17 protein-coding genes are annotated in these 19,014 nt (G+C 65.2%); 12 read left to right on the top strand and 5 right to left on the bottom strand.

Features of this window, described 5'->3' with window-relative positions; genetic code table 11:
• Positions 1-451: 451 nt before the first annotated feature.
• Positions 452-1,174, bottom strand: coding sequence for a DUF7986 domain-containing protein (locus ACYQ1H_RS03070; protein WP_460026590.1), 723 nt, complete (start codon positions 1,172-1,174; stop codon positions 452-454).
• Positions 1,175-1,348: 174 nt separating this feature from the next.
• Between ACYQ1H_RS03070 and ACYQ1H_RS03075 the strand changes: the two genes are divergently transcribed.
• From ACYQ1H_RS03075 to ACYQ1H_RS03090, 4 genes are all read left to right on the top strand, one after another.
• Positions 1,349-2,032, top strand: a complete 684-nt coding sequence (locus tag ACYQ1H_RS03075; RefSeq protein ID WP_460026591.1) for a hypothetical protein — start codon at positions 1,349-1,351, stop codon at positions 2,030-2,032.
• A gap of 76 nt (positions 2,033-2,108) precedes the next feature.
• Positions 2,109-3,191, top strand: coding sequence for a glycolate oxidase subunit GlcE (gene glcE, locus ACYQ1H_RS03080; RefSeq protein WP_460026592.1), 1,083 nt, complete (start codon positions 2,109-2,111; stop codon positions 3,189-3,191).
• Positions 3,191-4,429: a glycolate oxidase subunit GlcF gene (glcF, locus tag ACYQ1H_RS03085; RefSeq protein WP_460026593.1), complete on the top strand. Its 1,239-nt coding sequence runs from the start codon at positions 3,191-3,193 to the stop codon at positions 4,427-4,429. The genes glcE and glcF overlap by 1 nt, the downstream gene beginning before the upstream one ends.
• The gene (locus ACYQ1H_RS03090) at positions 4,407-6,161 is read left to right on the top strand and encodes a bifunctional metallophosphatase/5'-nucleotidase (protein WP_460026594.1); all 1,755 of its coding nucleotides are present in this window, start codon (positions 4,407-4,409) and stop codon (positions 6,159-6,161) included. Before glcF ends, ACYQ1H_RS03090 begins: the two co-directional genes overlap by 23 nt.
• A gap of 81 nt (positions 6,162-6,242) precedes the next feature.
• Here the strand turns inward: ACYQ1H_RS03090 and ACYQ1H_RS03095 are convergent, their stop codons facing one another.
• Positions 6,243-6,905 (bottom strand): hypothetical protein, encoded by a 663-nt coding sequence (locus ACYQ1H_RS03095; RefSeq protein WP_460026595.1) that lies wholly within the window; start codon positions 6,903-6,905, stop codon positions 6,243-6,245.
• 197 nt (positions 6,906-7,102) lie between these two features.
• Between ACYQ1H_RS03095 and ACYQ1H_RS03100 the strand changes: the two genes are divergently transcribed.
• Positions 7,103-8,023: a hypothetical protein gene (locus ACYQ1H_RS03100; RefSeq protein WP_460026596.1), complete on the top strand. Its 921-nt coding sequence runs from the start codon at positions 7,103-7,105 to the stop codon at positions 8,021-8,023.
• Between the two features lie 75 nt (positions 8,024-8,098).
• On the opposite strand, the gene ACYQ1H_RS03105 is transcribed toward ACYQ1H_RS03100, so the two are convergent.
• Positions 8,099-8,515, bottom strand: coding sequence for an MAPEG family protein (locus ACYQ1H_RS03105; RefSeq protein WP_460026597.1), 417 nt, complete (start codon positions 8,513-8,515; stop codon positions 8,099-8,101).
• A 67-nt stretch (positions 8,516-8,582) separates the two neighbouring features.
• Between ACYQ1H_RS03105 and ACYQ1H_RS03110 the strand changes: the two genes are divergently transcribed.
• Positions 8,583-9,791, top strand: a complete 1,209-nt coding sequence (locus tag ACYQ1H_RS03110) for an SLC13 family permease (RefSeq protein ID WP_460026598.1) — start codon at positions 8,583-8,585, stop codon at positions 9,789-9,791.
• Positions 9,792-9,901: 110 nt separating this feature from the next.
• The gene (locus ACYQ1H_RS03115; protein WP_460026599.1) at positions 9,902-10,042 is read left to right on the top strand and encodes a hypothetical protein; all 141 of its coding nucleotides are present in this window, start codon (positions 9,902-9,904) and stop codon (positions 10,040-10,042) included.
• A 560-nt stretch (positions 10,043-10,602) separates the two neighbouring features.
• On the opposite strand, the gene ACYQ1H_RS03120 is transcribed toward ACYQ1H_RS03115, so the two are convergent.
• Complete coding sequence (locus tag ACYQ1H_RS03120; protein ID WP_460026600.1) at positions 10,603-10,872, bottom strand: hypothetical protein; 270 nt, start codon at positions 10,870-10,872, stop codon at positions 10,603-10,605.
• 199 nt (positions 10,873-11,071) lie between these two features.
• The gene (locus ACYQ1H_RS03125) at positions 11,072-13,762 is read right to left on the bottom strand and encodes a UPF0182 family protein (RefSeq protein ID WP_460026601.1); all 2,691 of its coding nucleotides are present in this window, start codon (positions 13,760-13,762) and stop codon (positions 11,072-11,074) included.
• Positions 13,763-14,001: 239 nt separating this feature from the next.
• Between ACYQ1H_RS03125 and ACYQ1H_RS03130 the strand changes: the two genes are divergently transcribed.
• The 5 genes from ACYQ1H_RS03130 to ACYQ1H_RS03150 all read left to right on the top strand — a co-directional run bounded on the left by ACYQ1H_RS03130 (position 14,002) and on the right by ACYQ1H_RS03150 (position 18,975).
• Positions 14,002-15,834 (top strand): NAD(P)H-dependent oxidoreductase subunit E, encoded by a 1,833-nt coding sequence (locus ACYQ1H_RS03130; RefSeq protein WP_460026602.1) that lies wholly within the window; start codon positions 14,002-14,004, stop codon positions 15,832-15,834.
• A gap of 24 nt (positions 15,835-15,858) precedes the next feature.
• Positions 15,859-16,590, top strand: coding sequence for a 2Fe-2S iron-sulfur cluster-binding protein (locus ACYQ1H_RS03135; RefSeq protein ID WP_460026603.1), 732 nt, complete (start codon positions 15,859-15,861; stop codon positions 16,588-16,590).
• On the top strand, positions 16,583-17,125 hold the full coding sequence (locus ACYQ1H_RS03140; protein ID WP_460026604.1) for an NADH-quinone oxidoreductase subunit B family protein: 543 nt from the start codon (positions 16,583-16,585) through the stop codon (positions 17,123-17,125). Before ACYQ1H_RS03135 ends, ACYQ1H_RS03140 begins: the two co-directional genes overlap by 8 nt.
• A gap of 386 nt (positions 17,126-17,511) precedes the next feature.
• The gene (locus ACYQ1H_RS03145; protein WP_460026605.1) at positions 17,512-17,886 is read left to right on the top strand and encodes a hypothetical protein; all 375 of its coding nucleotides are present in this window, start codon (positions 17,512-17,514) and stop codon (positions 17,884-17,886) included.
• A gap of 180 nt (positions 17,887-18,066) precedes the next feature.
• Complete coding sequence (locus tag ACYQ1H_RS03150; RefSeq protein ID WP_460026606.1) at positions 18,067-18,975, top strand: ROK family protein; 909 nt, start codon at positions 18,067-18,069, stop codon at positions 18,973-18,975.
• Positions 18,976-19,014 lie beyond the last annotated feature (39 nt).

Genomic DNA, 19,014 nt, shown 5'->3' on the forward strand with positions numbered 1-19,014 from the left:
ATTGAAGGTTTCCGGTGACAGTCGGGCGAGGTTCCGCAACAGCAGGAACGGATCGACCTGTGCCGCTACCTTGCCTTGAAGTTCGGTGGGTGAGGGGGCGGCCTGGGCCGGGATGGCTGGCCACCCGAGGGACAGCACCATCAGGGCTGTCAGGCAAAAGCGTGTGAGGTACATGATATGCCTCCTGATATTAATGCAAATGAAGTCTTCCCTTAAACCATTGTTGTGTCTCGTGATATGGTTCTTTTTGATGTCTTAGGGCGTGATCATTTGGGAATGATTCTTATTTTTCTGGGAAAGGCTATTGATACCCTATGATGCGCCGGTATTCCTGAGTAAAAAGGCAGGTTTTGGTTGGTGTAATCCGCTTTTCGACAAAGGCTATGCGAGTGTAGGTGTGTCGCCCGGGATTGTCCAGTGGCGTCGTATCAATATCTGCCGGATTGGCGCCTCAGTTTTCCATGTCCGTATAAAAACTCATATCTTCCTCGGCGTGTAATGCAATGCGAAGTATCTGCGCCTCGAAAGCCGCGGTTTGCGCCGGGGATAGCGCCGGGGATAGCGGGGTATCGTCGGCCGGAAGCCCGGGCCAGAATTTCCGCATGACCGCTTGGATACGGGCTTCGAAGACGGTCCCCGGGATCGGAATCAGGGTTCCGGAGGACATGCTGAAGTCGCCGAAATCGAGCAGGCGTCCGGCTACGATCACGCCGGGCTGGCCGGTGGATTGCAGGCCCATGTCATGGATGTCCACCGGCTGGTCGGTCAGCAGGTCGATCAGGCGCGCACCCTGGTGGGGCAGGATTTCCGCGATCCGGAACAGCGAGAATCGGGCGCCGGCGAGAGCCTGGAGGTAGCGCAGTTCGTCCGTCCCCTCAGCCGGTGGCTGCTGGGCCAGGATGCGTTCGATCAGGTTCCTACCGCCGCGGCGGTGGTGATGCAGGCAGTAATCGTAGGCCACCGCGATTTCGTCGTCCTGGTTCAGGATCAGCGTACCGGCCTTGTACAGGCCCAGTTTCTTGCCGCATTCAGGCAGGGCGGCGGGTGGCAGTTGCTTGACGAGCACCAGGTTGTGACGCCGGGCCAGTTCGCGGAAGCGTCGGTAGTCTTCCTGTCGCGCGGCCAGGTTTTCGTCATGCGGGTGTCCGAACAGTGAGGTGAGCCATTTCAGCATGGGGTCGGGTTCCGGATAGGTGAGGTAAGGGGAGAGGTGGTTCGCAACGGGGGCCGCTGCCGGTGACGATCAACTTGCGCAGTCCGTCCGAAAGCGTGTTGAATTATGAAGCGGGTTTGTATCCCGCATAAGCTGTCTGCCCTGACTTCGACCGACCATCCTCTGGAGAACGCCATGCCTTACCGATCCCTGTTCAGGATAGTGTCGCTGGCCGGCCTGCATGCGCTGGGCGGCTGCGCTGCCCTCAATCTTGGCAGCGGCGGCGGGGAGGTCTCGCTGCGGGATCTGGAGGACCCGGCGCGGCGGGCCGGCTATGTGGCGGCCCAAGCCGTCGCGCTCAGGGGCAAGGCCAACGACACCGTGGTGCGGCGCTTGCGGGCGATTGGCCAGGACAAGTGTCTCACCGGTATCGAGACATCGCTGATGGTCGCCGACTTCAACCAGTCGCTGGACGCCGATCTTGCCGGCATCAGGGCCGCCAGCGAACGTTGCTGTCAGGCCGGCGCACGGGAGGACGTCACGGTGATCGCCAACCGCTTGAAGGATCTGGACATTCGCCTGTCCCGCTACCAGGATGCGCCCTCCGAGTCGCGCGTGTTTGCCGTCGTCAATGCATACGGTCCCCAGGCATCGGCGCCGCGGGCATCCGACGTGTGCCAGGCGCGCCTGCAAAAGATTACTGACTTTGCCGGCAGGCAACAGGGCAAGCCGGCTACCCTGCCGCGGATGACCGGCATCGTGGCGGGGCCCGACGATCCCGCCGGCATAGTGGCGCTGCAAGCGGAATTCGAGAAGCGGATCGGCGATTTGCAGCTTTATCAGCGGCTGATCGGGCCGGTCTCGCCACCGGCCCCCTGATGGCGCCCAGCGCGACCGGCGGCATTCCGCCCGATGCCGCCGGCTGCCCCCGATACCCGGCCGTGCCGTGGTCCTGATGGAAGCCGACCGGACCGAGGCGTTGCGCGAGGCCGTCATCGCGGCGCTGGCCGCGCGCCGCTGCCTGCGCATCGCCGGAGCGGGTACCAAGGATTTTCTGACCTTGCCGGATTTCGCCGCCGCCGGGGTCTGCGATCGGCTCGATGTCGCCGGTCATGCCGGCATCCTGCACTATGATCCCGCCGAACTGGTGTTGACCGCACGCGCCGGCACTCCCCTGGCCGCGATCGAGGCCACCCTTGCCGGGGCGGGGCAGATGCTGGCTTTCGAGCCGCCGCACTTCGGTTCCGGCGCCACGCTGGGCGGCACCGTTGCCAGTGGCCTGTCCGGTCCCCGGCGTCCCTTCGCCGGCTCGGTGCGCGACCATGTCCTGGGGTGCCGGTTGATCAACGGTCGGGGCGAGGTGCTGTCGTTCGGCGGGCAGGTCATGAAGAATGTCGCCGGCTTTGACATCGCCCGCCTGATGGCAGGCGCGCGCGGCGCCCTGGGGGTCCTGCTGGAGGTTTCCCTGCGGGTGGTGCCGCGTCCCGAGTGCGAGCGGACGCTGGCGTTGCCGATGGATGCCGGGTTGGCCATCACGAGCATGAACCGCTGGTCCGGCCAGCCTTGGCCGATTTCGGCACTGGCCCACCTGGACGGCTGGACCTATGTCCGCCTGGCTGGGCATGAGTCGGCCCTGAAGGCGACGCAGGCGGCTCTGGGGGGGGATTGGGTCGTTGGCGACGCACCGTTCTGGCAGGCACTGCGCGAGCAGAGCTGCCGTTTCTTCCGTTACCCGCCGCTGGGGCAGCGGCTGTGGCGGTTGTCACTCGCGCCGGCGACTCCCGTGCCGGCCCTGGCCGGGCACTGGCTCTACGACTGGGGCGGTGCCCTGCGCTGGTTGCGCTCCGATGCGCCGCCGGCCGTTATTCATGCAGCGGCAGGGCAGGCGGGCGGGCATGCCCGGCTGTTTCGCGGCGATCCCGTCGCCGTGCCGGCCCACGCCGGCCTGCCGTCTGCCCTGCTGGACCTGCACCGGCGGGTCAAGTCGGCCTTCGATCCGCAGGGCGTGTTCAACCCCGGCCTCGTGGTCGCCGCCTGATGCGGGCCGATCCGCCGGGCGGGCCGCTGTCGGCGGGGGAGCGCCGCGAGGCGGCATCTATCCTCCGCAGTTGCGTGCATTGCGGTTTCTGCAATGCCACCTGTCCGACCTACCAGCAGCTTGGCGACGAGCTGGATGGCCCCCGTGGCCGCATCGTCCTGATCAAGGCGCTGCTGGAGGGCGAGCCCGCCGGTGACCTGACCCGCCGCCATCTGGATCGCTGCCTGAGCTGCCGGGCTTGCGAGACCACCTGTCCCTCGGGGGTGCGCTATGGCCGACTTCTCGATATCGCCCGGGGTGCCATCGAGGAACGGGCCGGGCGACCCTGGCGCGAGCGTCTGGCGCGCGGGCTGCTGCGTCGCGTGCTGGCCCGACCCGGCCGTTTTCGCCGGGCCCTGCACGCGGCGGGCGTGATCCGCCGGTGGCTGCCCGGGTCGCTCGGGTCCCAGCTGTCGCCCCTGCCGCCTCTGCCGCCCGCCCGCGCGCTCGTCTGGCCGGCGCCCCGTCATGCGCGGCGGATGCTGATCCTCGAGGGCTGCGTGCAGCCGGTGCTGGCGCCGGCGATAGATTACGCCGCCGCCCGGGTGCTGGACCGGCTCGGCATCAGCTTGGTGCAGGTCCGGCAGAGCGGCTGCTGCGGGGCGCTCAGCTACCATCTCGGCGCGCACGAGGAAGGCAGGGCGTTCATGCGCCGCAACATCGACGCCTGCTGGGACTGGGTGGAGCAAGGGGCGGAGGCCATCGTCAGCACGGCCAGCGGTTGCGGCGTCATGCTCAAGGATTACGGTGCCGTGCTGGGCGACGACCCCGGGTACGCGGACAAGGCGGCGCGCCTCGCCGGGCTGGTGCGGGACATCGGCGAGGTCCTGGCGCGGGAGGATCTGTCGCCGCTGCAGCCGGTGGCGCCTGTTCCGCTGGCGTTTCAGTCGCCCTGTACCCTGCAGCACGGTCAACGACTGGGCGGCGTGGTCGAGGCGCTGCTGGCCCGGCTTGGCTTCCGGCTGCTGCCGGTCGCCGACGCGCATCTCTGCTGTGGATCGGCCGGGACCTATTCCGTGTTGCAGCCCGAATTGGCCACACGGCTGCGGGATGCCAAGCTGGCCGCCTTGCAGGCCTCGGGCGCCGGGCAGATCGTCACGGCCAATATCGGTTGCCTGACCCACCTCTGCTCGGCGGCAACCCTGCCTGTCAGACACTGGCTGGAGCTGTTGGCGGATGCCCAGTCGCGCGACGCCTGATGGCAGCGGCCGGGGTGGTGGCGGGCCGTCGCCCCGGTTCGCCGCCCGGCGTGGTCTCCTTGCCCTGGCCGTCGCGATCGGCTGGGGAATGTCGCCGGTCGTGGCGGCGGAACGCGCGCGGATCACCATCCTGCATGTCAACGACAGCCATTCCCAGCTGACGCCGTTCGGTCCCCGGCAAGATCCGTTGCAGGCGCCGCCTTATGGCGGCGCCGCACGCCTGGCAAGCCTGGTCGACCGGCTGCGCCGGGAAAATCCCGGCGCATTGCTGCTGCACGCGGGCGATTTCCTGACCGGGACGTTCTTCTCCCAGCGTTACGCCGGCATGCCGGAATTGCGCGTCTTGCGCCGGTTGCGGGTGGATGCCCTGACGCTGGGCAACCACGAGTTCGACCGTGATGCCGGTGGACTCAACCTGTCGCTGGACAGGGCCTGGGGCGCGGGACGGCAGGCATTCCCCTTGCTGGCCGCCAATCTGAGCTATGACGCCGGTTTCAGGGAGGCACGCAAGCTCGGTCAGCGGGTGCGGCCTTCCGCGCTCGTGAAGCGCAACGGCTTGCGCATCGGCATCCTGGGTCTGACCACGCCCGATATCCCCAGGCTGGCTCTCGATGGCGTTGCGGTGCTGGCTGACACCGTGAGTGTGGCCAGCCGCCACGTGCCGCGCCTGCGCCGCCAGGGCGCCGAGGCGATCGTCCTGCTCTCGCATCTGGGGCTGGCGCGCGATACCGCGATAGCCCGGCGTGTCGAGGGCATCGACGTGATCGTCGGGGGCCATGATCACGTTGCGCTGGCCCAGCCGCAGGATGTCTGCCGGCCAGGCGGGGGCTGTACCCTGATCGTGCAGGCGGGTTCGCATTACCGCTATCTCGGTAAGCTCGATCTGCTGCTGGAACGGCAGCCCGATGGCCGGTTCGCCATCGTGGAGCGTACCTACCGGCTGTTGCCGGTGGACGGCGATGTTCTGCCGCAAAGGTCCATGGCGCGGCTGATAGGGCGCTTCGTGGCCGGCATCGAGGCACGTTACGGGGCGGTTTTCCTGCAGGTGCTGGGGCAAGCCCGGTTCGACATCGACAATCAGCGCGATCAACGCTGGCCCATGGCCCGGGATACGCCACTCGGCAATCTGGTGGCGGACGCCTTCCGGGAGGCGCTGGGGACCGACGCCGCGATCATGGTGCGCGGCCTGATCGCTCAGCCGCTGTTCGCAGGACCGATGGTGCCTGCCGATGTCCTGCGCGTGCTGCCTTACGGCGCACCCCCGGTAACGCAGCCCGGCGTCCATGGCGACAGTCTGGTCAGGCTGCGGGTCAGCGGGCGGACCCTGCTGGACATCCTGGAGACGGGAACGCGGATCGAACTGGCCATCCCGGGCGAACTGACCGGGTTGCCCTTGGGGGTGGCGGGGCCGGATTACGCGCCGCAGGTGTCCGGCATCCGCTATGCCTATGATCCTGCGCCGCTGGAGGATGTCAGGCGCACGCATCTGTTGCCGGACAGCCTGCAGGTGGGCGGGCAGCCGCTGGAACCTGATCGGTACTATTCGGTTGCGACGCCCCGGCTGATCGGCACGGCGCTGCTGGCGGCCCGGGTGATTGCGCCAGGGGCCGTGGCCTTGACGCCGGTCTCCGGTTTCGGCGCGCTGCACGACTTTCTCCAGCGCCAGGGCGAGGTGTCGGCCCGGGTCGAGGGTCGCATCATCGCGCGGACGGTGGGGCAGGGGATTCAGTAGATAAGGCGGGGGTAATCCCCCGAATGGGCGGCGGGTCCGGGGAACCGCCGCCCCTATCGGTGATGGCCGCTCTGGGGGAACCTACGGCTGTTTCTGGTTCAGGACCGTCTGCACCTGCCGGGCGAGGAATTCCTGCAGGGTGATGCGCGGGTCAAGCGTCGCACCCTGGCCGTCGCCGGCATGTTCCGTGGCGTTCGCGGCCTGCTCGTCGGCGGGCGGTGCCCCGGGCGCGCCGACCATCGAGCCGGACATGTCCAGCTTGATGTTGATGCCCAGGATGGCGATCTTCACGCCCAGGGCAAAATTGGCCTTGATGTTGCCATTGGCCATGACCTGCCCTGTGAAGCTGTCCTTGGTGATCGTGGCGGTGCCGCCCATTTCCTCGATCAGGGGCAGCAGCGACTGCAGGTCGGTCTTGACGATGAATTTGCTGGCGGGCCTGGCGGTCCACATGCCGCCCAGCTTGATCGGCGTGTCCAGCAGCTTCATGTGCATGGCGAAGTTTTCCGGCGTCCCGGAGGGGCTGTCGAATTGCAGTGTCATGCCTAGCAGTCCGCCGATCACACCCATGTTGGGGCTTTTGATCGTGGCATTGACGATGCCCGGGACAGCCAGCTTGATGCTGACCGGTCCCGAGATGGGCTTGTAATAACCCGCCGGCTCGGCGGCATGGGCGCCGATGGGTGTCAGCGCGAGCAGGGCCAGCAGCGCTGCGGCGACGAACGATGGCATACGGGATAACATGGTCGTTTCTCCGGAGTTGCTCGAGAGTGCTTGTGGCCTGGGACGATGGTTCGCCTGGAGAGTTGTAGTGCCCCAATCCTTCTCTCTTTGTTCGTTCTCTCCAAGTAGATTCCCTTTACTGCATCGCGCGGATGGCGTCAAGGCAATTGACGGGGGGCTGGCCAGGTGATGCCCCGTGGCTGACCGTGGATAAGGGCATGGATGCGGAGACTGCTGATCGCCTGGAGGGCGATTTGCGGCATCAGCAGCGGCGCTGGGATGCCGGCGAGCTGCCTGATGCCGCCTATGCCGCCAGCTATTTCCTGCTCTGGCAACTGCATGTTCATGGCCGTTCGTTCGCTTTCCGCACCACCCGGCATGTCGTCGGGCCTGATCCGCTTGCCTGGCGGGAAACCTTGCTGTTCCAGGCCGGTGCCGAGCTGCGGGAGGCGCTGGCGCTTTGGCTGGCGCACTACCGTTTCCTGCATGTCTCACCCCCGGTGTCTGGCGCGCTGCGGGGCTGGCTGCTGGATGCGTGGCCGCTGCGCCTGATGCTGCGCATCCCGTCCCCGGGTGAAGTTCTGGCCATGCAGGCCGGCGGCGAGCGTCCCGTGACCCTGATCCCTTTGCCTCGTGCCCGCCAGCCCGTGCTCGGCAAGGCCAACGGCTTTGCGTTTCTGGTTCACGATCTGGAGCATGCCTGGAAGTTTTGCGGCGAGGCGCGGAGCTTCCGCTTGCAGCGGCTCTTTTTCGGTCTTCTGCAGCAGGCGCATGCCGGTGGCTGTTTCGCCCCGTTCCTGGACGATCCCGCCTTTGCCGACCGCTTCGACTATCTGATCAGCGACATGAATACCCATCCGGTACATGGCCTGCGCTATCTGCATGCCGTGCTGATCGAGCATTGGCTGCGACAGGAGGGCAAGGGACCGGCGGAGAGTCTGTCGGTGTGCTCCCGCCGCCAGTTGCATGCGTTCTTCGCGATGCTGGCGGGAATGTGGCGTTTTCCCGCGTTGCCGGCGAGGGCCCTGCGCCATCTGGCTGAAAGCCGCTTCACGGCGGCGGATGCCGTCGCCCTGGAGGTCGGATTGCTGGCACTGGCGGAGGCGGGCGTCAGCCCGTGCCCCGCCGGAGTGGGGTAGGTGGCGCGGCCGGTTGCCGTCGCTGTGCCATCATGTGGTCAGCCGCAGGGCTGCCGAACGCACGGTTTTGGCCCCTCACCCGGCAGGCGGTGCCAGCCAGCGCATCGTCAGCCAGATCAGGTTGCCGATGGCGAGGCCGGCAATCCCGAGGAAGGTCAGCTGCATGCCGAGCACACGCTGCCGGAGGTGTGCGCCATCGCTCAGGAATGCCCGCGCATGGTAGATGCGGCCGGTGACGACCAGGGCCGAGAAACCGGCCAGGAGCCACCCGGACAGGCCGTTCAGCTCCCCGAGCAGCAGCAGGATCAGGCTGATCGGCACGTATTCGGCGAAGTTGCCATGGGCGCGGATCGCCCGCGTCAGGGCGTCGTGCCCACCGTCGCCGATCGGCACGCGATGGCGACGGCGCAGGTGGATGACCCGCCAGGCCAGGCCGACATAGGCAAGGCCCAGCAGGGTGGCGGTGAGCGTCGTGACAGGTAGCAGGTTCATGCCATGTTTTCCGATAATCGCCGATCGTTCGGCGGCCTTAGCTTAACCAGGGAGGTTCGCTTTCACCATGCCGGCCGTGACGCCGCTGATCTTTGGCGTGGTCTACCTGGGGCTGTTTATGGGGGGCCTGCCGGGGTTGCGGCTGGATCGGACCGGGGTTGCCCTGCTCGGCGCCATCGCCTTGCTGGCCAGCGGGAGCATGAGCCTGGCGGCGGCGGTAGGCGCTGTGCATGTCCCCACCCTGAGTCTCCTGTTCGCCTTCATGATCGTGTCGGCCCAGCTGCGTCTGGGCGGATTCTATGTGCGGGTCGCGGATGTTGTCGGCGCCCTGCCGCTGCGCGCGCCCATTGTCCTGGCCCTGATGATGAGCACGGCGGCGCTGTTGTCCGCCGTGTTCAGCAACGATGTCGTTTGTCTGGCGATGGCGCCGGTGCTGGTCGACATCTGCCGGGTCCGCTCCCTGCACAGCACGCCCTTCCTGATCGGGCTTGCATGCGCCGCCAACATCGGCTCGGCGGCGACCCTGATCGGCAATCCGCAGAACATGCTGATCGGCCAGACGCTGGCCCTGTCCTTCGGCACCTATCTGCGGCAAGCCGCCGGACCGGTATTGCTTTCCCTGCTGCTCAGCTGGCTGGTGCTGCTGCTGGCCTACCGGCAGCGCTGGCATATCGCCGAGCGGCCCGCGATCGCGTATCACGCGCATCATGTTTTCAGTCGCTGGCAATCCGTCAAGGGGCTGGCGGTGGCGGGTTTCCTGTTTGCGGGTTTTCTCGCCAGCGACTGGCCTCACGGCCTGATGGCCCTGGCCGGTGCCGGCGTGCTGTTGCTGTCCCGCCGGCTTCATTCCCGCGACATGCTGGGGCAGGTCGACTGGTTGCTGCTGGTGCTCTTCACCAGTCTCTTCGTCATCAACCGGGCACTGCAGGAAACCGGTCTGCCTGCGCAGGCCGTTGCATTCCTGGTTGCGCGGGGTCTCGATCCGCACGCCGCCGGCCCCTTGATGGTGGCATCGGTACTGTTGAGCAACCTGATTTCCAACGTGCCGGCCGTGATGCTGTTGCTGCCGCTGACCGAGGGGCAGGCGGGCGGAACCCGGCTGGCGCTGTCCAGCACGCTGGCGGGCAATCTGATCCTGATGGGCAGCATCGCCAATCTCATCGTGGCCGAGGTCGCTGCCCGGCATGGCGAGCCGATCGGCTGGACCGCGCATGCCCGTATCGGCATACCCGTTACCCTGTCCAGCCTGGCTGTCATGATGTTTTTTCTGGCCTAGTCCGGTTGTGCCGGGCACGATTCCGGGCGCGTCTTGTCACACGCGCAACGATCGGTCGATCCGATCATCATGGCATCAGGGTGGTGACGATGAAGGCAACCGGTTTGATCATGTTCGGTTTACTGCTGCTGCCGCCAGGCGTGCTCACGGGGCATGCGCCCCTGTTCGTCGCCGGGGCGGTTTCCCTGCTGGTCGGCACGCTCAGGCTGCTGAAGGAAATGCGGGTGCACGCCAACGACGCCGATTGGTGAGGGGATTGCGGCGGTTCTGTCTATAGGCTTGCCGGGGCTGTAAGTAGGTGATTTGCCGCGAATTTCAGGGGCATTTGCCGCAATTCCCCTGCGACAAAATACCGCATTGAGCCGGATATTCGCGGTTATTAATATGGTTCCACTCGCTGAGCTTTTCGGGTTTCATCAGACCCCACGCTGAAACGAGTGCGCAACTAACCTCTCTTTTGTCGAGGTGCCGCCAGGCACCTCTTTTTTTGCCTGTCGTTCACCGGTCGCAACCGGAAGCGGAATCCGTTCCGCCACCCCGGTGCCAGCCGGCGGGGCGAACCGTCGCCTGCACGACGCGAGCGGGTGTCCGCTTTCTTGGCGAATCAAACCTCTGATGCAGCCGCGAGCCGCCGGCGCCGCTCTGCGCCCTGGTCTTAGCTGGTCAGGAAGATCGCGGGGTACTCCCCGCATCGCTGTACGCGGGGTGAGAAACCGGGCGCGCCCCCACCCGACGGTTGCCGAGCGGATATCGTCGGGTACCTGGGTGCCGGCGATGCCATGCCGGGGGTGGATGCCGCGCTGGCCCGCTGTCAGTGACGGGCGCCGGGCTCGATCGAAAAGCGGGCGGTTTTGCTGCGCAGCAACTGGATGAGTTCGTCGGCGTCGCATCCCAGAATGCAGGCCAGGTTGTCAAAGCTCCAGGTAGGTTGACCGTCCTTGGTGACGGTATCTGCCGGAGGGAGGTGTCCGGAGCTGATGAGCCCGTAGATGGATTGCAGCTTTTCCGCCATGGGGCTGGCATCGTTCAAGGCGGGGGGAACAAAGGCGGTTTTTTTCACGGAAGCCTTGGCTTTACTCATGGATGCACTCTCGATCTCTGGCGAAATAAACACAGGTCCGAATGTTGGGCAAGGCTAGCCCGATTTCAATCCTGACCGATGATTTTGTTGCCCATGGCCGTTGATTTTGCCATTTATCGGCCGTCGGCCCGGGTTGTCGCCCGGGGGGATACGGCAGGACCGGGTTTCGGTCGCTGGGCCGCCATCCCCCCGGTGGCGCCTACATCGGCGACAGGGACGGGCCGGCTGGCGTCGTGGCAGGGCGCCTGCTGGCGGGCAAGCGGCCCGGCATCGTCTCCCGCAGGGTTTTCAGGCGTCGCTCGAGTTCCACGATGCCGTCTTCCAGGGACGCGGTCATGACCACCACATTGCCCATCGACAGGATGATGCGTTGCAGTTCCGGGATGCGGGTTCCGCTGGTGGAGACAATGTAGACCGGTTGCACGTACAGGACCGAGCGCCCCACCGGAAGGACGATGATGCGCCCGCGCAGCACCCGCGAGCCGCGCTGGTCCCACAGCGTCAGCTGGCGCGCGATCTCCGGATCCTGGTCGATCAGGGCGCTGACCTGTGCCGGGCCTTCGACCTGGGATTCGCGGCTGAAGCGGTACATGATGATCTGCTTGCCGTTGCCCGGGGATGTCATGGCCGTCTGGGCGCCGCCCTTGAAGGTGCCCGCCACCGCCAGTACGCTGAGGTTGCTGCGACCGATCGGGGTCATGGGGTTGATCAGGACGAAGTTGTGCTGATCGCTCTGGAAGCCTTCCAGCGCGGTGGTCAGGAAATAGGGTTTGACCGCCGCATCGTTGACACGGGCAAACTCCCAGGTTTCGGCCTGCTCGTAGAACAGCTCGGGTTCGGTCTGGTGATAGCGGGCATAGATCCTCATCTGGTTCCCGAACAGATCCTTGGGATAGCGCAGGTGTTCCTTGAGCATCGGCGGCATGGTGCTGATGTCCTTGAACAGTCCGGGGTAGGCGTTGCGGTAGCCCTGGATGATGGGGTCGCTGTAATCGTTGATGTAATAGTCGACCCGCCCGTCGAAGGCATCCACCACCACCTTGACCGAGTTGCGTATGTAATTGAACTGCCGCTCTTCGTCATCGCGGTTGAAGCGGTAGGTACTGCGCTTCGAAACCGGATACCAGTCGGAGGTGGTGTAGGCGTCGATGACCCAGAAGATACGTTTGGGGGTGATGACGATGTAGGGGTCGTGGTCCAGGCTGAGGAAAGGCGTCAGGGTGCGAACCCGTTCGATGATGTTCCGGTGGAACAGTGCCTTGCTCTTGCTGGAGATGTTGACCGAGAAAAACAGCCGTTCATCGCGGAAATAAATGGCGAACAGGAGTTTCCGGAACAGCGTGGAAATCGGTACCCCGCCCGAACCCGTGTAGTTGAAGCTGGATTCCTCGTCCGCGCTGGGTATGCCGACCAGTTCCAGGCTGTTCGGCACGATCGCATAGGTCAGGTCTTCCTCGCCATAGTAGATATCCGGTCTGTCCACCACCTCGAAGTTGTTGTCCGTCCGCATGGTCAGATCCTGCAGATACCAGTGCATCGGCGTCTGGCCATCCTGGGCCGCGGGCGTGACCACTGCGCCATAGCCATGGGTATAGCGGAGGTGGGTGTTCTCCCAGTTCTGCGCCTCCGGTGGCAGCAGGCTGATGTTGTTTTCCCGGGCGGCCAGGTTCACTTGCTCCAGCCGGCCGTTGACCATGTAGCGATCGGTATCGACATTGCTGAAGTGATAGTAGGGACGGATGCCCTGAAGCTGTTGGTAGACGTCGTCCAGGAATTCCGGATCCCAGACCGGGATGTTGTACAGGTGTGAGCGCAGTTCCGGGTCCAGCACGTCCTCGTCGGGCAGGCCGGGGGTGATGTCGATGTTGGTGATGTTGTTGAGGTCGTAGGCGGTCAGGGTGGCATCGATGTTGTTCTTCATCGATTGCCGTTCGGTCTTCACCGGATTGGGCTTGACGATGAAGCGATCGATGGCCCGGGGAATGGCGTCGATATGCCGGATGCCCACGGAACCCAGGAAGGTCAGGCCCAGCACGAGTGTGGCGAGCTGGCCGCGCTGGCGATGCACCAGCAGCAGCGTGGAGAAGGCGAGACCGACCAGGCTCACCACCGACAGCCAGATGATCGGCAGGGTATAGCGGATGTCGACGAACCCGGGACCAAAGAACTGTGGTTCATGCGCCTCGGTGTAGAGCAGCTGGTAGCGCTCCAGTATGAAGCCCCAGGCCACGATGAAAGCCGTCAGGAGCCCCAGTCCGGACAGGTGAACCCTGGCGCCCGGTGCCCATTCCTTGCTGCCGCCCGCCATGATGCGGTGCTCCAGATAGTAGAGCAGAGTGATCGCGCCGGTCAGGATCGAGAAGGCGATCAGCATCTCCCGCTGTATCAGCTGGAAGACCGGAAACGAGAACATGAAGAAGCTGACGTCCTGGCCGAAGACGAAGTCCTTGACCCCGGATTTGGGGCCGAACACGAACAGCAGGGCGGCATGCCAGTCCTGGTAGAACGGAATGGCGATGCCGACCGCGAGCACCAGCGACAGCGGCAGGTAGACCCGCATCGAGCCGGTCTGGAACAGTTCCAGGAACCGCTGCCGGCGGGTGGATTCGGCGCGTCCGAGGCGTTCCAGCTGCTCGGTGTCGACGCCGAGATAACGCGAGGCCGCCCAGAAGTTCAGGAAGAAAACCAGGAGGAAGAACAGCGTGACCGCACCGAACAGGATGTAGCGGTACAGCAGCTTCAGCCAGAAAAACTCGCCGAGCCCCAGTTCGAGGTGCCACCAGCAGTCGACGATGAGGTCGGTAAAAGCGAGGCCGACCCCCAGCAGCAGGGCCGCCAGCCCCAGCAGCGTCAGGGCCAGTATGATCAGGATGCGTTTCCAGTTCGCCATCGCGGAGAGCCTCTGAAGGAAAGGTCGTTCGTTGTGCCGGGGATCGGGCCGGGACCGAAATCGCGGTGGTCTCGGTCCATGGGTGAATGAGCCAATTGTAAGGGATAAGCGGGTACCCGGCAGCCGCAACCGGGGGTGTGGCCGCCTTTATCCGGCAGGGATACACCATTCCCGCCCGATCACATGCTTTTCATGATGCAACTGCTATAGTTGGAACCGGATTCACGCAGGAGATATTCATGGCCACGATGACCCCGACCGATGCCAACGCCGTCGAAGCCGCCATCCGCCGCCATGACGCCATGCCGCCCGAGCTGCTGCAGATACTGCGCGAGGTACAGGCTAGCCAGCGGCATGTTTCCCGCGCCGCCATGCGCCTCATCGCCGACCGGCTCGCGCTGCCCCTGACCCAGGTGCAGGCGGTCACCGAGTTTTATAGTTTCCTCTCCACCGAGCCGGTCGGCCGCTACGATATCCGGCTTAGCGATTCCATCACCGATCACATGCTCGGCAGCCGCCAGCTGGGTGAATATGCCTCCCAGCGGCTGGCGGTCGAATTTGGCAAGACCCGTGCCGATGGCGTGGTGAGCCTTGCCTATACCGCCTGCACCGGCATGTGCGACCAGGGGCCTGCCGCGCTGGTGAACGGCCTGGCCCTGACGCGTCTGGACCGGGTGCGCCTGGACCGGCTTGCCGAGCTGGTGAACGATGGCGTGCCGTTGTCCGCCTGGCCGGCGGACTGGTTTGCCGTGGCCGACAACATATACCGGCGCGACCTGCTGCTGGATGGCCCGCTGGTGGCAGGCGCGGCGATCCGCGAAACCCTGGCGCGCGGTCGCGAGGCCATCTTCGAGGAACTGGATCGATCCGGTCTGCGTGGCCGCGGCGGCGCGGGCTTCAAGACCGCCTGGAAATGGCGCCTCTGCTATGAGGGGCCGGAAGAGGATCCGGTCTGCCCCATCGACAAGGGCACGCAGCAGCGCTATGTCGTCTGCAATGCCGACGAGGGCGAGCCTGGTACCTTCAAGGACCGGGTGTTGCTCAACCGCCATGCCCATGACGTGTTCGAGGGCATGACGGTCGCGGCGGCGCTGACCGGAGCCAGCCAGGGTTTCCTGTATCTGCGCGGCGAATACCTGCATCTGCACCAGCCCCTGTTGCAGGTACTGGAGGAACGGCGCCGGCAGGGGCTGCTGGGGCAGGCCATCCTCGGGCAGACAGGCTTCGATTTCGATATCCGCATCCACCTCGGCGCGGGCGCCTATATCTGTGGCGAGGAATCCGCCCTCATCGAGTCGCTGGAGGGCAAGCGCGGCAATCCCCGCAATCGCCCGCCATATCCCGTTACGCACGGGTATCTCGGCCAGCCGACCATCGTCAACAATGTCGAGACCTTCGTGGCCGCCGCGCATATCGCGCGCCAGGGCGGCGAGTGGTTCGCGAACGCCGGCACCGACAAGTCCAGGGGCACCAAGATCCTCAGCGTTTCCGGCGATTGCGCCCGTCCGGGCATCTATGAATATCCCTTCGGCACGACGATCCGGCAGGTACTGGACGACTGCGGCGGCGGCCATGCCTTTGGCGTGCAGGTCGGCGGGCCTTCCGGCACCTTCGTCGCCATGACGGAATTCGACCGCCGGCTGGCGTTCGAGGACCTCGCGACCGGCGGTTCCTTCATCGTCTTCGATGCCACGCGCGACGTGCTCGACATTGCCCGCAACTTCACGCACTTCTTCGCCCACGAGAGCTGCGGTTTCTGCACACCCTGCCGGGTCGGCACCTCTCTGCTCAGGGATCTGCTGGACAAGATCTGCGCCGGGCACGGCACGCCCTACGACCTGGTCGAACTCACGCGCATGGCCAAGCTGGTGCGCAGCACCAGCCATTGCGGGCTGGGGCAGACGGCAGCCAATCCCATTCTCAGCACGCTGGAGCGTTATCCGGATCTGTACGAACGTCGTCTCAAGGCCATCAGCTTCGAGCCAGGCTTCGACCTCGACGGCGCCCTCTCGACCGCGCGCCGGCTGACCGGTCGCGACGACGCGCATGCCCACCTCGAACAAGTCGGATAACCGCAAACCGGATCAGGTGTTCTCATGAAGCCCAAGACGATCAACATCGACGGACAGGACATTCCCTTCACGCCGGGGCAGACTATCATGGAGGCTGCCACCGCGGCCGATATCTACATCCCGCACCTCTGCCACAACCCGGATTTCAAGCCGCATGGCAGTTGCAAGCTCTGCACGGTGCAGGTCAATGGCCGCAGCTGTTCGGCCTGTACCATGCCGGCTGCCGAGGGACAGCAGATACTCAGCAACACCCGCGAATTGAACGATGCGCGGCGCAGCCTTACCCAGATGCTGTTCGTCGAGGGCAACCATTTCTGCCCGGGCTGCGAGAAATCCGGGGACTGCCAGTTGCAGGCGGTCGGCTACTACGTCGGCATGCTGGGCACCCATTTCCCGCATTTCTTTCCCAGCCGCAACGTCGATGCCTCGCATCCCGACGTCATGCTCGATCTCGACCGCTGCATTCTCTGTGAGCTCTGCGTCCGGGCCAGCCGTGACGTCGACGGCAAGCAAGTGTTCGGGATTGCCGGACGTGGCATGCAGAGCCACCTGGTGGTGAATGCCGACAGCGGTCGGCTGGCCGATACCGCCATCGCCGCCACCGACAAGGCCGCCCATGTCTGTCCAGTTGGCGCGATCCTGGTCAAGCGCACCGCCTGGCGGCACCCTATCGGCGAGCGCCTGTACGACCGCGAGAGCATCGCCGAGGTGGCCCTGGAACAGGATCAGGCCGAGGCGGGAGGCCGCCATGGCTGAGAAACTGAAGGTTGCCACGACCTCGCTGGCGGGCTGCTTCGGCTGCCACATGTCATTCCTCGACATCGACGAGCGTCTGCTCGCCCTGTGCGAGGTTGCCGCGTTCGATCGCAGCCCGCTGACCGACATCAAGCAGTGCAGCGAACAGGTCGACATCGGCCTGGTCGAGGGCGGGCTGTGCAACGCCGAGAACGTCCATACCCTGCGCGAGTTCCGCAACCACTGCAAGATTCTGGTCGCGGTCGGTGCCTGCGCCATCAATGGGGGCATCCCCGCGATGCGCAATCACATCCCGCTGGAAGAGTGCCTGGAGGAAGCCTATCTCGATGCCGTCGGCGTGGTGAATCCGCAGATTCCCAGCGACCCGGAGCTGCCGCTGCTGCTCAACAAGGTTCATCCCATCCATGAGGTCGTGAAGGTCGATTACGTCCTGCCCGGTTGCCCCCCGTCGGCCGACGTGTTCTGGAAGTTTCTGACCGACCTCGCGGCTGGCCGCGAACCGCAGCTGCCGACCGAGCTGGTGCATTACGACTGATGTGGCGCGTCCGACCCGGGTTTGCCCGGGTCGGCCAACCAATCGCTCAGTCATCGACGAACGGCGCGCGCCGCATCACCATCCGCCACGGCAGGGCTGGTGCCGCGCACTGCCCTGGACAGGGCGCATTCTTGCTGTCTGGCGCCCTGGCTCGGCTTGAGTCGCAGCCGGTTCGCTTTGGTCGGCCTTTGCTTTGCACCCCGATCACCGGAACGGCAAGGGCGCCCGGGCGCCGTACCGGGTAGCGTTGGCGACTTGCCTCGAGGTTTCTGTATTGGTCATATTTGACAGGTGGCAAAACATTTGCCATGCATGAACTATCGGTTACCGGATTTCCCTGGGCCGATAGCCTCCTGATTCTCAGGCCATGCCAGCGAGGTGACGCCATGAAAAAGCTGATCGGATGGGTTTTGTTACCCCTGTCAATATTGTGTTCGGACGCCTTCGCCCTGACCCTCAATACCGGGCCGGTCGCCACAGCGACAACCGAAGGCATAAACCGGGTGATCTGGTGCGTCGCGGAAAATCTGACGACGAAGTCGCAGGAAGTTGTGGCCGAATTGCTCAACGGGAAAGGCGAGGTGTCCTACAAGAATACCAAGACGCTGGAGCCGGGCGTGACGGACTGGATTGCCGGATGGAATGCTTCCTCGGGCGGTGGCCTGACACATTGCCGCTTCGCGCTGAAGACAAACAAGGTCAGGGCCTACCTGCAGGTACAGGAAAATTACGTTACCACCGTTACTCAGGAAGCCCGCTAGGCTCAATGTCCGACTCCAGCCATTTGGCCGCTGGACCCCGAACCCTGAACCCGCTGCCTCCCGTACTGGCGGGTTCTTTGCGGGATTGCCCCGATCCTCCGGAGATTTCCGGGTGATGGGGGTACCTCAACTTGACAGGCCCTTGCCGGGACAATGCCGAGACTGTGCTGAACGAGAGACATGAAGCATGAGCTGATGCTGGGCATCGATCTGGGTGGCACCAAGATCGAGCTGATCGCGCTGGATGGTGCGGGCCGCGAGGTCTGGCGCCGGCGCGAGCCGACGCCCCAGGGCGATTACCGGGGAACCCTGACCGTGATTCAGGGGCTGGTGCGGCAGGCCGAGCATGTCCTGGGGGCTCGCGGCAGCGTTGGCATCGGTACCCCCGGTGCCGTCTCGCGGGCAACCGGGCGGCTGAAAAATTCCAATTCAGTCTGCCTGAACGATCAGCCGCTGCGGGAGGATCTCGAAAGCGTGCTGGCGCGGCCGGTCCGCATCGCCAACGATGCCGACTGTTTCGCCCTCTCGGAGGCCCGCGATGGTGCGGCAGCGGGTTTGCCCGTGGTATTCGGCGTGATTCTCGGCACCGGGGTCGGTGGCGGCATCGTGGTGCGCGGCCAGCTTCTGCAGGGTCCCAATGCCATCGCCGGGGAATGGGGGCACAACCCCCTGCCGTGGCCCGATCGGGGGGAATGGCCGGGTCCTGACTGCTACTGTGGCCGGCGGGGCTGCATCGAAACCTTTCTCTCGGGGCCGGGGTTTGCGCTCGACTTCGCGCGGGTCAGCGGCCGTTCCTTGGCGGGGCCGCAGATCCTGGCGGGCGCCGAGGCCGGCGATGCCGATTGCGAGGCAGCCTTCCAGCGGTATGAAGAGCGTCTGGCGCGCGCCCTGGCGCATGTCATCAACCTGCTCGATCCCGACGCCATCGTGCTGGGAGGCGGTCTCTCGAACTGTGGGCGCCTGTATACCCGTATCCCCACGCGCTGGACGCGCCATGTCTTTTCCGATCGCGTCGACACCCGGCTTTTGCCGCCCCGCTATGGCGACTCCAGCGGTGTCCGGGGCGCGGCCTGGCTGTGGGGCGACTGAGCATGGGGGATGGTCCCGTCCGTTGCCGTGCCGCCGCCC

It is taken from the genome of Methyloparacoccus murrellii (genome assembly GCF_054657115.1).